Origin of the sequence: Acetobacter sp. KSO5 (assembly GCF_044094635.1) — a bacterium.
In the GTDB taxonomy this organism is placed as follows: Bacteria; Pseudomonadota; Alphaproteobacteria; order Acetobacterales; family Acetobacteraceae; genus Acetobacter; species Acetobacter cerevisiae.
The window spans coordinates 1,273,819-1,287,079 of sequence record NZ_CP172014.1 but is presented as its reverse complement, the minus strand read 5'-3'; the positions used below and the strand labels follow the sequence as shown (position 1 = coordinate 1,287,079).

General features: G+C 59.9%; 10 protein-coding genes. 5 read left to right on the top strand and 5 right to left on the bottom strand.

The genetic code is table 11. The features are described from left to right. The first annotated feature begins 17 nt into the window (after window positions 1-17). The 4 genes from ACHQGU_RS05865 (at window position 18) to ACHQGU_RS05850 (ending at window position 5,384) form a co-directional block, all read left to right on the top strand. Window positions 18-1,199, top strand: a complete 1,182-nt coding sequence (locus ACHQGU_RS05865; protein WP_395496148.1) for a divergent polysaccharide deacetylase family protein — start codon at window positions 18-20, stop codon at window positions 1,197-1,199. After that, a complete protein-coding gene (locus tag ACHQGU_RS05860; RefSeq protein ID WP_395496146.1) occupies window positions 1,196-1,714 on the top strand; it encodes an RNA pyrophosphohydrolase in 519 nt (172 codons plus the stop codon). The genes ACHQGU_RS05865 and ACHQGU_RS05860 overlap by 4 nt, the downstream gene beginning before the upstream one ends. A gap of 148 nt (window positions 1,715-1,862) precedes the next feature. Continuing rightward, window positions 1,863-2,705 (top strand): SDR family oxidoreductase, encoded by an 843-nt coding sequence (locus ACHQGU_RS05855; RefSeq protein WP_395496144.1) that lies wholly within the window; start codon window positions 1,863-1,865, stop codon window positions 2,703-2,705. A gap of 273 nt (window positions 2,706-2,978) precedes the next feature. Beyond that, window positions 2,979-5,384 (top strand): TonB-dependent receptor, encoded by a 2,406-nt coding sequence (locus tag ACHQGU_RS05850; RefSeq protein ID WP_395496142.1) that lies wholly within the window; start codon window positions 2,979-2,981, stop codon window positions 5,382-5,384. A 151-nt stretch (window positions 5,385-5,535) separates the two neighbouring features. On the opposite strand, the gene ACHQGU_RS05845 is transcribed toward ACHQGU_RS05850, so the two are convergent. The 5 genes from ACHQGU_RS05845 to ACHQGU_RS05825 all read right to left on the bottom strand — a co-directional run bounded on the left by ACHQGU_RS05845 (window position 5,536) and on the right by ACHQGU_RS05825 (window position 12,110). Continuing rightward, the gene (locus ACHQGU_RS05845) at window positions 5,536-7,113 is read right to left on the bottom strand and encodes a DHA2 family efflux MFS transporter permease subunit (RefSeq protein ID WP_062141807.1); all 1,578 of its coding nucleotides are present in this window, start codon (window positions 7,111-7,113) and stop codon (window positions 5,536-5,538) included. Next, the gene (locus tag ACHQGU_RS05840) at window positions 7,110-8,309 is read right to left on the bottom strand and encodes an HlyD family secretion protein (protein WP_082782849.1); all 1,200 of its coding nucleotides are present in this window, start codon (window positions 8,307-8,309) and stop codon (window positions 7,110-7,112) included. Before ACHQGU_RS05840 ends, ACHQGU_RS05845 begins: the two co-directional genes overlap by 4 nt. A gap of 187 nt (window positions 8,310-8,496) precedes the next feature. Continuing rightward, on the bottom strand, window positions 8,497-10,284 hold the full coding sequence (locus ACHQGU_RS05835) for an ABC transporter ATP-binding protein (protein ID WP_395496140.1): 1,788 nt from the start codon (window positions 10,282-10,284) through the stop codon (window positions 8,497-8,499). A 45-nt stretch (window positions 10,285-10,329) separates the two neighbouring features. Continuing rightward, on the bottom strand, window positions 10,330-11,544 hold the full coding sequence (locus tag ACHQGU_RS05830) for a CCA tRNA nucleotidyltransferase (protein ID WP_395496138.1): 1,215 nt from the start codon (window positions 11,542-11,544) through the stop codon (window positions 10,330-10,332). Next, a complete protein-coding gene (locus tag ACHQGU_RS05825) occupies window positions 11,541-12,110 on the bottom strand; it encodes a DUF1285 domain-containing protein (RefSeq protein ID WP_231866271.1) in 570 nt (189 codons plus the stop codon). The genes ACHQGU_RS05830 and ACHQGU_RS05825 overlap by 4 nt, the downstream gene beginning before the upstream one ends. Window positions 12,111-12,241: 131 nt before the next feature. Here ACHQGU_RS05825 and ACHQGU_RS05820 point away from each other — a divergent pair, with 131 nt between their 5' ends. Next, window positions 12,242-13,261, top strand: coding sequence for a MoxR family ATPase (locus tag ACHQGU_RS05820; protein WP_301272436.1), 1,020 nt, complete (start codon window positions 12,242-12,244; stop codon window positions 13,259-13,261).

Below are 13,261 nucleotides of genomic sequence, written 5' to 3'. Positions count from 1 at the left end.
CTGGAGCCAACGCCCTTATGTCCAGCTCATCTCCTGGCACGCCCGGGAAGCCCTCCGGGGCTTCTCTGTGGCAGAAGATGCCTGCATCTGGCCGCGCTTTTATCTACTTCTGGGGCGGATGCACGGCGCTGGCGGGGGTTGTTGCCCTCACCCTGCAGATCATGGGGCCGCCTTATGCTGAGGTGAGCGGGGACGATATTGATGTTGGCACCACCTCCCCCGCCGCCATTGCAGCATTAGCCAGCAAAACGGACATTCCCGCCCCCATGGGGGATCTGCTGACAAGCGACCTTGGCCCCGGGGGCTTTGCCCTGCCCAAAGTCGGTCCGCATGGCCTCCTGCCCCGGCAGGTGTATGCCGCACCGGCAGTGCCGGTCCCCGCAGGCAATGCACAGGTCGCCCTACTGATTGATGGCATTGGACAATCTGATGATGAACTGAGCAATCAGGCCATCGATAATCTACCCGGCCCGGTTTCTCTGGCTATTTCCCCGTATGCGTCGGACCCGAGCAGCCTGATGGACCGCGCCAGAACGCATAACCATGAAACACTGCTTTCTCTGCCGATGCAGGACCGCCCTGCCAATGGCAAGGCCGCGGGTGAAGAGGCTTTGCCGAATGCCCTGCAAGCCTCTCTGCCTGAGCGAAAAAACATTGAGAACCTGAACGAAACGCTCTCTCATCTGGCGGGCTATGCCGGGGTGACAAATGCGTTTTCCGGGCAGAATGGCGGGGAATATCCGCATTCTCCGGCGTTCAAACCCATTCTCTCAGCCGTGCATCAGCGCGGCCTGTTTTATCTGAACGCCACACCCGCAACCACGTCCGACGGGCCGGGGCTGATTGGCACGGCTGATGTCGCCATTAATACCGATGCAGATATCGTCACGATCGACATTCAGCTTCTCAGGCTCCAGCAGCTGGCCCGCAAGAACGGGCGCGCCATTGGCGTTATCGGCCCCTTGCGCCCCGTGGCTCTTTCCTGCCTCAAGGCGTGGATTCCGCATCTGACCAATGTCGGGATTACGCTGGTGCCCGTCAGCATGCTGGTTGCCCCCCTTCCCGCACCGCCGCCAGCCCCAGCAAAACCTCCGGCACCGCCGCCGCCCACAGCCGCAACTGGCGCCATGCATGTGAACGTTCACAACGCCACACCCAACGCCCAGAACGGCCCCACCTCTCTCGGACTTCCGCAATGAGCACCAGCCCTAAGGCAGAAAGCCTGCCCTACCGCCCGAATGTCGCGGCCATGATTTTTCGGGCCGATGGCCGTATCCTTATCGCCCGCCGCACGGACCAGCCCGGCGCAGGCGGCCCGCTTTCCGAAGGCGTCTGGCAATGCCCGCAAGGCGGGATTGATGAAGGGGAAGACCCGACAACAGCCGTCTTCCGGGAAGTGCAGGAAGAACTGGGCTTAGATGCCTGCACGCTGCGCATCCTGCAGGAACATCCGGACTGGATTACGTATGATCTGCCGGATTATCTGATCGGCAAGGCGCTGGGTGGCCGCTTCCGCGGGCAGACCCAGAAATGGTTTGCGCTGGCCTTTACCGGCACCGATGCCGATATCCGGCTGGACGCCCAGACACCCCCGGAATTTGATGCTTTCCAGTGGATCGAACTGGCCGACCTGCCCTCCGGCAATGTCGGGTTCAAAAAGCCGATTTATGAGCGTCTGGTGCAGGATTTCGGGCCGCTCGCAACGCCAGTCTGATCCCCATTTTTCTCTAAAAACATATCTCCCCTGCCAGAACCGCCTGAGAGTTGATCGGAACTCCGGGCGAGGCTGTGCGTCCCTTTAAGCAACGGGGGCTGTCTGGCGTGACGGCAGCACCCTTCCCTTAAGCTTAAAGGAAAACACCATGACGACAGTCCTGATTACAGGCGCAGGCACGGGTTTTGGCCGTGAAGTTGCTCTCCGTCTTGCAGCCGAAGGCTTTGACGTCATCGCTGGTGTGGAAATTGCCCCGCAGGTTTACGAACTTTCAGAAGAAGCCCGCAGCCGCAATGTCACGCTTCAGGTTGAAAAGCTTGATGTCACGCATGATGGCGATCGCCAGAAGGCCGAAGACTGGGATGTTGATATTCTGTTGAATAACGCCGGCATTTCCGAAGGCGGCGCTGTGGCCGATATCCCGGCTAAAAACCTGCGCCGTCAGTATGAAGTCAATATTATCGGCCCGGTCCTGCTGACGCAGATTGTCCTGAGAAAAATGGTGGCGAAGAAAAAGGGCAAGGTCGTATTCATGTCCTCCGTGGCAGGCCTCACGGCAGATCCTTTCACCGCAGCCTATTCCTCTTCCAAACATGCGGTGGAAGCCATTGCCGCATCTTTAAGTCAGGAAGTGCGCGAATTCGGTATTGAGGTTGCCACCGTCAACCCCGGCCCGTTCCTCACCGGCTTTAATGACCGCATGTTTGACACATGGAAAAGCTGGGAAGACGATCCGTCAAAACGCCTGTTCGATTACAGTAAAATTGCCTTCCCGCATGAGCAGTATGATCCGGAGCCGGTTTTCAAAACCACAGTTGGGGTCATCAACGGAAGCATCAAGTCCTATCGGAACGTGGAGCCGAAGGAAATCATCCCGCAACAGCGCGAACAGATGGACGCCGCCTGGACACAGAAAGTCACAGACGGTCTGGGCACACGCCCGGAAATTGTCCAGAAAGCCTACGATATCAAGCCCGGCACACCGGTCTGATGCAATAAACCCCGGCACGCAAAACCGGGGCTTATCTCCAGAGTTTTACAAAAAGCCCGGGCGCATCATGCGGGCACAAAAAAGGGGGAAGAGCACGTCTCTTTCCCCCTTTCCGTATCTACCGCCCGAAGCACCTTTAATGCGCGCGCAGGCAGGCTGGACGATGCTTCACAGGCCTCCTAACAGAAATGTTATGATATAACATTTGAGTCTTCCCAGAAGACCGATAGGCTATGAAAAAATCAATAAAATCCGATGAAAAGTCTGACCTGCATGCCGCGCGCCTCCTCTTCTTTTCCCGACAGCACTCTCGTCTCCATGCTTATGCTGGCAACGGCATTATCCGGCCTGTGTGGTACGCCTGAGGCGGATGCCGCTACGGAAATATCCAGCACCACAACGGAAGAAACAACACGCGAGCAGAAAAAGAAAAGCTCAGCACCTGCGCACCCGGAATACGTTACCGTCAAAAGCCATACCACCGCAGATGGCACCACGGGCCGCACTGCCGGCGGTGGCCTGATGCCGCAACAGCATGCGCCCCACGCGCAGAGCGGCCTGACGCGAGACTACATTGCCCGCCAAAGCCCCACTGAGAGCCCCACGGCCATGATTGCCGCCCTGCCCGGCGTGATTTATTCCGCCAATGACCCGCTCGGCACGAATGATGACCAGCAGGGCCTTTCCATCCGCGGGCTGGACCAGACGGAAATCGGGTATCTGTTTGAAGGCGTGCCCGCTGCCCCGCCGCTTTTCCTGATGCCTTACACCTCCGCCACGGCAGATACGGAAAACATCAGTTCCGTTACCCTCACACAGGGCGCAGCAGAAGCGACGGCACCGCTTTATAACGCAGTAGGCGGCCAGCTGAGTGTACACATGATCAAACCGCGCAAAACAGCAGGCGGTTTTATGGATCTCTCTTACGGATCCTATGCGCTCAACCGAGAATTTCTGCGGCTGGATAGTGGAGAAATAGGGCATACAGGGGTAACCGGCTTTGCCTCCTTTTCCTACCGCAATGCCAACCAGTGGCGCGGGGCCGGAGACAGCCCACGCTACCATGTGGACAGCCGCCTGCTGCGGGAATGGGGCAAGGGCAGCTCGGCCTCGTTCATTTTTTCCTTCAACCGGCAGCGACAATATTACCTGCGCGCACCGACGCGTACGCAGTGGAATGCCAGTGGCACCCATTTCAATTATTCATCCCATTATACGGAGGGTGACAGTTCCTATTACCTGTTGCAGGAGAACGCCCGCGCCCAGACCTTGCTGACAGCCCCTCTGGAATTCAGGCTGAGCCAGCATTTCCATCTCTCACTCACACCCTATTTCATTTATGTCTCAGGGTATGATGGGTTTGGCACCACGCTTGACCCGCAGCACAGCTATCAGGGCAACCAGCCCGCCGGGCCGCTACAGGCCAGTGCTGCCCCCGGAACAGGCCTGATTACCGCAGTTGCGACGGATACCTTTAAGCAGGCCCATTCCGGCATCACGGCGTCCCTGCGCTGGGATGCAGGGCGCAACAGCCTGACAGGGGGCGCGTGGTATTCCTATTATGATTACTCAAACCCCTCCCGTTATGCCGCAGTGAATGCAGATGGCGGGGTTTCCAACATGCGGGGTTCTTACCCTATTCTGACGGCATCAGGAGACCCGCTGACATCCTACAACTCGCATCTGGTGCAGCAGGTGAATGCCCTGTTTGTGCAGGACCGTTTTCGTGCCCTGTCCAACCGACTGACGCTTTCCGCCACGTTTCGCGCCATTATGGTTACGCGCACCGTCAGCAATCAGCTTGCAGGCGCACGCTACCGCAACGGGGCCAGCTATTTCTCGCCCCAGCCACAGCTTTCCGCCAGTTATGACCTGACGCCCCACGACCAGATCTTCCTGAACGGGACAACGGGGTTCCGCGCCCCCTCTGGCATTTCCAGCTATAATGACCGTTTCAGCGTCGCCACCGGCGCACAGACCCGTAGCGCCACCAGTGACACACGGCCCGAATATTCCATTGGTGAAGAAGTGGGCTACCGCCACATCGGGCAGGTCAACGTCTCTGCCGCCCTTTTCAATTACAATTTTACAAATCGCCAGATCAGTACAACAAGCAACCTGAATGGTGCGCTGGTGACGGAATCCCTCAACGGAGGGGGGCAGACAGCCCGCGGCGCACAGCTTGAGGTCGGCCTCAAGCCCTGGCACCATTTCAGCCCTTATCTCTCGGGCCAGTATATTCACGCCACCATCGACAATAACCTGAAATCAGGCATGGACTACCTGCCCACACGCGGCAAAAAGGCCATTCGCACCCCCGATTTTTCCGGCAGTCTTGGTTTGTCCTATGATGACACGCATCTGTTTGGTCAGTTCACGCTCAATTACGTGGGCCCCACCTATTCCACCTTTATGAATGATGAGCGTATTCCGGGCTTTATGACGGCCAATCTCAGCATGGGCTACCGGCTGCGGCAGGTAGGCTTTGCGCGCTCTCCCCAGATCCAGCTCAACCTGATCAATCTTGGTCAGTCGGGTTATCTGTCGGGGGTTAACAGTGTTTCTGCAAACGCCCGCACCACACAGGGAGTTTACGGCACCACCATTACGGGAAAGGCCCCCACCTATTTTGTGGGCGGTGGCTTTGCCGGGGTCGTTTCCGTCTCAACCGGCTTTTAGAGCATGCTGTGATGAGGTTGACGCATATGCGGCTTCCTGCGCCGTGCGCAAAGCGGCAAGGATTAGATCAGGTTCGGCATCAAGGCGGGCCTCCCTCGCCCTCCGGGAACCTCGTGATTCAATCTGTTTGAATCACGAGTTACAGCGCACTCTAGTGCGCGCCCGTCGGCTTGCCGCCGCTTTTGATGTTGGACAGCAGGAAGCAGAACGGCACGCACAGGAACGCGCCAATCCCGAGGATCATGAAGACCTCGTTATAGGTCAGCATGGCAACCTGACGGGAGAACTCCAGATACTGCACATGCTGGGCCACAGCCTGCGCACTCTCAGGCGTCAGCCCCCGATTGATGCCTGCGTTCTGGGCCTGCGTCAGATACTCATTATACGGCTGGTTATAAGGCGTCATCCAATGGACCATATGCGCCTGATGCGCCTGTTTGCGCTCCATCAGCAGCGCCGTGGCCCCGGAAATAGCCAGAGACCCCAGCACGTTACGCGACATACTGAACAGCGCCGACGCATCCGCATTCAGATGTCCCGGAATAGTGGAATACGCAATGGTGGAAAGCGGCACAAACAGGAACGCAAGGCATGCCGTCTGGCTCATACGGAAGAAGACCAGATGCTTAAAATCCAGCAGCGGCGTCAGTTGTGCTGAGAAGAACAGCGACAGCCCCATCAGCGTAAAACCTAACGCGATGACGCTACGGACGCTGAAAATGCTCATCAGCTTTCCCACAATCGGGATGAGGATAATGACCGCAATCCCGCCCGGAGAAAGAACCAGCCCGGCCAGCGTGGCCGTGTAACCCATAACCTGCTGGGCAAACTGCGGGACGATAATTGCAGAGGAATAAAGCAGTGCGCCCATCGCCCCCATCATCGCCGTGCCCACGGCAAAGTTGCGGTCCTTGAACACCCGCAGATCCACCGCAGGTTTATCCGTATGCAGCAGCCACATCACGGCACCACCCAGCCCCAGCACGGCAAGCACGCACATCACGCGGATAAAGGTGGAGCCGAACCAGTCGGCATCTTCCCCACGGTCCACCATCACTTCCAGACAGCTGAACCCGATGGTGATGAGACTGATACCGATCAGATCAACCGGGGCTTTTCGCTTTCTGGCCCACGGCGGATCTTCCACCAGAGCCGCCACACCCAGCGTTGTCAGAATCCCGAACGGCACGTTGATGAAGAAGATCCAGCGCCATGAGAAGTTATCGGTAATCCAGCCGCCCAGCGTCGGGCCAATCACCGGCCCGACCACCGCAGCAATCGCCGTCAGCCCGAAGGCTGCCGCGCGTTTTTCCGGCGGGAAGCTATCCAGAATAATGGACTGCTGATTGGGTTGCAGGCCTCCCCCAAAGAAGCCCTGCATCATGCGGAATACAATCAGCTCCGCCAGACTGGTGGCCATGCCACACAGAAAGGAAGAGACCGTAAACATCACAATACAGATCAGAAAGTACCGTTTTCGGCCAAAAACCTTACCCAGCCACCCGGAGATGGTGAGCACAATACCATTTGCGACGAGGTAAGCCGTCAGCGTCCATGTCGCATCATCGTAGGTGCTGGATAAGCTCCCGGCGATGTGCGGCAGGGACACGTTGACGATTGTCGTATCCAGAATTTCCATGAACGCCGCCATCGTCACAATGAAGGCGACGGACCATGGATTATGCTTGGGCTTCCACCCTCCGGCGGCGACCTCGTCCTGAGCACTCATTGCGCGGCGGTCTCATGACCAGCTGTGGAGGCTGCTTTCTGGCGCTGCGCCACGGCCTGCTGCACATCCTGCGGCGCGGCGTCGGAATGGCCCTGCGTATCCACATGCACAACGGGGATCACGGACATGCCGAGAGCCAGCTGCTGGTTGGGGTCCAGACCGTCATCAATCAGGATTTTCACCGGCACACGCTGCACGATCTTCACGTAGTTGCCGGTCGCGTTTTCAGGCGGGAAGGCGCTGAAGGTTGCCCCGGTACCCTTCTGCAGGGAATCGACATGCCCGTGCAGTTTGAGAGACGGATAGGCATCCACCTTGATATCCACCGTCTGACCGGGGCGGATACGGGTGATCTGCGTTTCCTTGTAGTTGGCCATAACCCAGACTTCCGGCTCCACAATGGACAGCACAACCTGCCCGGCGCGGACGTAGTTGCCCTGCTCCAGATTACGCTGGGAAATCCAGCCATCACACGGAGCACGGATCACCGTCCATTCCAGATTGAGGTTTGCGTTATCCAGCTCGGCCTGATCCGCTTTGGCCTGACCTTCCTGCTGGCTGACCGTAATCTGCGCGTTCCTGATGTTCGGCTGCACCGGGGTGGCAATCTGCACGGCACCCTGCGCTTCCTGCACCTGCGCTTTTGCGGCTTCCAGCGCAGCGCGGGCGTAATCGATATCCTGCTGCGAGGTTGCGGCGCGCTCGACTGAATGCTGCCGTTTATAATCGGTTTCCGCCTTGAACAACTGCGCTTTGGCAGCCGCCAGGTTCCCCTGCGCGCGGACCAGCTGCCCCGGATAGCTCTGCATGGCAACTATGTGCATCATGTCACTGGCCTGCATACCGGCCTGAGATTTTTCCAAAAGGCCTGCGGCTTTATCACGCGCAGCCTGCCAGTCTCTGGGGTCAATGCGGGCCAGAACCTGCCCTTTGCGAACAAACTGGTTATCGTTCACCAGCAGTTCCGTCACATAGCCGCCCACATGCGGGGCGATGGAGACGGCGCGGCCTGCGGTAAAGGCGTCGTCCGTTTCCACTTCATTGCGCGTCAGGAACCAGTAAACCCCGGCCGCCACCGCCAGCACAATAACAACGCATGTCAGAATAACCTTGCCGCGCCCACTTTTCTTTTTCTCCGGCGGGGCCTGCCCGTTATCAGACGTTGCATCAGACTGTTCGTTATGGTCTTCGGCCATTCTGTTTCCCGTCCCTGAGACACACTTCATACACAAAGCCAGTCACGGAAGCTCTCGCCCCCGCCCCGCTGACCGACCGGTTCGGTCAGTATGTGGCATGATCGGAAAAAGGCTTCAAGCGTGCATGCAGCGCGCAGCCCCTATTCCAGCCAAAAAGCCTTATCCGCTGTGGGAAAAAAGACCCGCTTTAACGATCCAGACCCTGCGTGCGGACCAGTCGGGCATACAGACCATCCTGCGCGATCAGTTCGTCATGCGTGCCATATTCCACCGCACGCCCTTCCCGCATGACCACCACCAGATCCGCCGAACGGATGGTGGACAACCGATGAGCGACAACAATGGTGGTGCGGGAATGGCGAAGCGTGCTCAGCGCTTCCTGCACGGCGGCCTCGTTCTCGCTATCCAGTGCGCTGGTGGCTTCATCCAGCAACAGCAGGCGCGGATTCCGCAGCAGAGCGCGAGCAAGCGCCACGCGCTGCCGCTGGCCGCCGGACAGGCGCTGGCCACCGGGGCCAACCACCGTGTCATACCCATCCGGCAGCGCCAGAATAAACGGCTCTGCCGCAGCGGCTCGGGCGGCTTCCCGCACGGCCTCATCGGACGCATCTTCCTGCCCGATCAGAATATTATCGCGGATGGAGAGGTCGAACAGCAGCGGGTCCTGACTGACATAGGCAATGGCATGCCGCAGACTGGAGAGCGTGAGATCCCGCAGGTCCACCCCGTCCAGCCTGATCCGGCCAGACGTCACATCATGCAGACGCGGCACCAGAGACAGGGCCGTCGACTTGCCCGCGCCAGAGGGGCCAACCAGAGCGACGGTAAAGCCGGGAGCGGCTTCAAGACTCAACCCATCCAGCCCCACGCGCCCGTCCGGGTAGATAAAGCCGACATCTTCAAACGCCAGATGCCCCTGCCCCGGCGGCAGCGTAGTGGCCCCGGCCCGTTCCAGCACAGCCGGTTTTTCATCAATCACATCAAACACACGCACAAGGCCTGCCAGACCTTCCTGCAAGGCCGCATTCAGCGCACCCAGCGCCCGCAGCGGTCGTGCGGCCAGCAGCAGAGCCGCGACAAAGCCGGAGAAGTCCCCTAGCGTCGCCCCGCCCATTGCTGCGCGCCAGCCCGCAAAACCCAGTACAGCCGCCACGGCAGAGCCGCCGAGCGCCTCCAACAGAGGGTCCACACGGGCACGGCCACGGGTAATACGCAGCATCGCGCTATAAAGATGATCAAAAGACAGGGCGGCCCGTGCGCTCTCTTTCTGCTCCATGCCGTACACGCGAACGGTGCGGGCCTGAGAGAAGCTTTCCGTCAGAAAGGCTGCCGTCTCACCGATTCTCTCCTGCATCCCACCGGATGCCCGGCGCACACGCTTGCCGAGCTTTTGAATGGGCACAGCGGCAATGGGGTACAGCAGACCGGCAATCAGGCTCAGTTCCCAGTCCATGTAGAACATGGAAGCAATCAGCCCCACCACCGTGACCACATCGCCCAGAGAATTGACGGCGCGGATCATTGCCTCGCGGATGGAGACGGCATCTGTCGTAAAGCGAGCGGCCAGCTTGGCAGGCGGTTCCCTCTCAATACGGGTCACGTCAGTTTGCACCAGATGGTCAAACATCTCGCCCTGTAAGCCACGAATCACCACCAGCACCAGCCCCTGCGCTGCCAGAGTCTGCGCATATTGCGAGGCCGCCTTGGAAATGGTGATGAGCACCACCAGCAACGGCACCTGATACAGAATGCGGGAATCATGTGTGGCAAACATGTCCAGCGCCCGCTGAATGACCAGCGGATACAGAGCCGTCAGAGCGGCGGTCAGCACCGTCAGCCCAATCACCGCAGTAATACGCGCAGGGTGTTGACGCACCTGCTCCCGCCAGAGGCGTTGCAGCAGAACGCGTGAGTCATCGGGCAGCAGGGAACGGCGGCGGGCAGCAGCCGCAGCATCAGGCTTTGCAGAAGTCATGCGAGACCTCTACCAGCCTCATGCCTCGCTATGCAAAGGGGCACCCTAGCTTTGGGATTTTAAAACCTTTTTCAGGAAGGTCAGACAGGCCTCCCGCGATGGCGTACAGCCCTCCGCCAGCCACCATGCCCGCACCTGTTCCAGCACCGCACCAACCTGCGGCCCCGGCGGGTGGCCTGCGGCCAGAACATCACGCCCGGCCAGCGGAAAAACTGGCGGAGACATTGCAGAGAGCGTGCTTCTCAGAGCAAGCCAGTCATCCTGATCTACGCCGTCAGCCCTCTCCGCCTGCTGCAACCATGTGCGCCCCAGCAGCACTTCCGGTGCGTCCTTCACCAGCAAGCGGCGCAAATCGGCATCCGTCATGCCGGGTTCCGGCACTGGACCATCAGACACGCCAATCAAAAACGCGCCCTCCGCCTTTGAGAGTTTCAAACGACGCGCCAGCCCGGCCTTATCCTCCGGGGCCAGAGCCGCCAGACGCAGGACCGCATCGGCAGGGGCACCAACCTCCACCAACCGCACCAGCCGCGCACACGCAACGCCTTCCGGGAACAGCACCGCCAGCACGCCGACCTGATCCATGAGCGTCAGCACGTCCGGCACATTCGGGCCAGTCAGAATCCGTTTAAGTTCGGACCAGATTCGCTCAACAGAAAGGCCGCGCAACAAAGCCGTATTCTGCGTAATAGCCTGCATGGCCTCCGGGTCCGGTTGGCTGCCACCATACCGCGCCTGAAAACGGAAAAAGCGGAGAATCCGGAGAGCATCTTCCTCAATGCGGGTCGCGGCCTCCCCCACAAAGCGCACCCGGCCCTGCGCTAAGTCGTCCCGGCCGCCAAAATAATCATGCAGAACGCCATCCCGCCCGCGCGACATGGCATTGATGGTAAAATCGCGCCGGGCAGCATCTTCCTGCCAATCCGAAGTCCACGCAACGACGGCATGCCGCCCGTCCGTCTCCACATCGCGCCGGAGGGTGGTGATTTCATACGGGGCTGTGTCAATCACCGCCGTCACCGTCCCATGCGCCAGACCAGTTGGCACGACCTTGATCCCGGCCTTTTTCAATGTTTCCAGCACCTGCTCCGGCGGCTCCGGGGTTGCCATATCAATATCGGCCACGGCGCGGCCCACCAGCAAATCCCGCACGACACCGCCGACCAGACGCGCTTCCGGCAGCACCTGCCAGATTTGCCCCAGAGCGTGCGTTTGCTGCGGGGAAAGGCGTGTTTCCGTGGCTTGCAGTGCGGTGATCATATGTCGGAATTTTCGGCAGGCATCCGGGCCAGCGGGAAGAAGCAGTCACAACTCCACACGCCCATGCAGGGCACACCCTGACACATGCCGGGCTCGGCTAAAGCCGCCAGTTCATACCAGACAGGGCGGGACAGCCGCGCTTCTATCGGGAACTGGCCTTCTCCTGCCCGTACAAGCAGATACGGAGGGCAGCCACCATCGCCACAGGCCTCACTCGGCACATTCCAGATGGCCCGAATCGGATGCTCCCGGCTAGCGACCACCGGTTCATCCACATTGGTACGAAAGCAGAGCTTCTGCATCCGGCCGCAGCCTTTCCAGTCCAGTTCTACGGCCAGAAAGGGCACGTCCTCGACGTCAATATAGCCCGTCTCAAACGGGGAGCGCAGCAGATACCCTCCCGCCTCATCCCGCGTCAGCAAGGAGCCGAACAGACAGACCATTTCCTTCCGCTTGATGGGGGACCCGCGATAAAGCCAGACGCCATCACGACGAATAAGAAACGGTAGCTTCCCCGGCGCCTCGCCCGTTGCGGCTTTTTCCGTGCAGGCGGTGTGACGGGACACCGCATTCTTCTGGGTTTGGCCTTCAGCATTCACCGGTGGATCATCCTGTTCGTGACTGTTTCACTGCTTAGGGCATGATATAGGGATGATACCCCGCTTGATGTAAGCCCTGTATCTGTCAGACTGGACCCATGACCTCATCAGACACATCGCCCCTCGCCAGCCAGCCTGCCACCATGCCCGACGTGCGTGAAGCGGATATGATCTGTGAACGCCTCCAGCGTGCCCGGCAGGAAACGTCCCGTATCATCTTTGGTCAGGATAAAGTGATCAGCCAGACACTGACCGCCATTCTGGCCGGTGGCCACGCGCTGCTGGTGGGCGCACCGGGGCTGGGCAAAACATTGCTGGTAACAACGCTTGGCACCGTTCTGGGGCTGGATGCCCGCCGCGTGCAGTTTACGCCGGACCTGATGCCGTCTGACATTACCGGCAGTGAAATTCTGGATGAAGACGCCTCCGGCCGCCGCAGCTTCCGCTTTGTGCCCGGCCCCGTGTTCTGCCAGTTGCTGATGGCGGATGAAATCAACCGTGCCAGCCCGCGCACCCAGTCTGCCCTGCTGCAAGCCATGCAGGAACGTCGCGTGGCCATTGCCGGGGCCGAACATCCGCTGCCCCGCCCCTTCCATGTGCTGGCCACCCAGAATCCACTGGAGCAGGAAGGCACCTACCCGCTGCCAGAAGCCCAGCTTGATCGCTTCATGCTGCAAATCCCGCTGACTTTCCCGGATGAGCAGGCCGAACGCACCATGCTTCTGGCCACCACCGGCACGCAGGACGCGCAGGCCCAGCCGATTATGGACACCACCGGGCTGATGGACGCACAGGCTCTGGTCCGCCGCCTGCCGGTGGGTGAAAAAATTGTGGATGCCATTCTGGCTCTGGTCCGCTCCGCCCGACCGGAGACCTCACCGGATGACACCCTCCGCAGCCAGATCGCCTGGGGCCCCGGCCCGCGTGCCGCACAGGCGCTGATGCTGGCTACCCGTGCCCGCGCCCTGCTGGATGGGCGGCTCTCCCCCAGTCTGGATGATGTGATTGCCCTTGCCCGCCCCGTGCTGGCGCACCGCATGGCGCTGACCTTTGCTGCCCGGGCAGACGGCGTGCAGCTGGACGATGTGCTGACGCGGCTCGTCAACCGGCTGGGCTAA

Bases quoted from the DNA above. Each gene is read 5' to 3' on its own strand.
- ACHQGU_RS05865 (WP_395496148.1), top strand. From the start codon at position 18: ATGTCCAGCTCATCTCCTGGCACGCCCGGGAAGCCCTCCGGGGCTTCT.
- ACHQGU_RS05860 (WP_395496146.1), top strand. From the start codon at position 1,196: ATGAGCACCAGCCCTAAGGCAGAAAGCCTGCCCTACCGCCCGAATGTC.
- ACHQGU_RS05855 (WP_395496144.1), top strand. From the start codon at position 1,863: ATGACGACAGTCCTGATTACAGGCGCAGGCACGGGTTTTGGCCGTGAA.
- ACHQGU_RS05850 (WP_395496142.1), top strand. From the start codon at position 2,979: ATGCCGCGCGCCTCCTCTTCTTTTCCCGACAGCACTCTCGTCTCCATG.
- ACHQGU_RS05845 (WP_062141807.1), bottom strand. From the start codon at position 7,113: ATGAGTGCTCAGGACGAGGTCGCCGCCGGAGGGTGGAAGCCCAAGCAT.
- ACHQGU_RS05840 (WP_082782849.1), bottom strand. From the start codon at position 8,309: ATGGCCGAAGACCATAACGAACAGTCTGATGCAACGTCTGATAACGGG.
- ACHQGU_RS05835 (WP_395496140.1), bottom strand. From the start codon at position 10,284: ATGACTTCTGCAAAGCCTGATGCTGCGGCTGCTGCCCGCCGCCGTTCC.
- ACHQGU_RS05830 (WP_395496138.1), bottom strand. From the start codon at position 11,544: ATGATCACCGCACTGCAAGCCACGGAAACACGCCTTTCCCCGCAGCAA.
- ACHQGU_RS05820 (WP_301272436.1), top strand. From the start codon at position 12,242: ATGACCTCATCAGACACATCGCCCCTCGCCAGCCAGCCTGCCACCATG.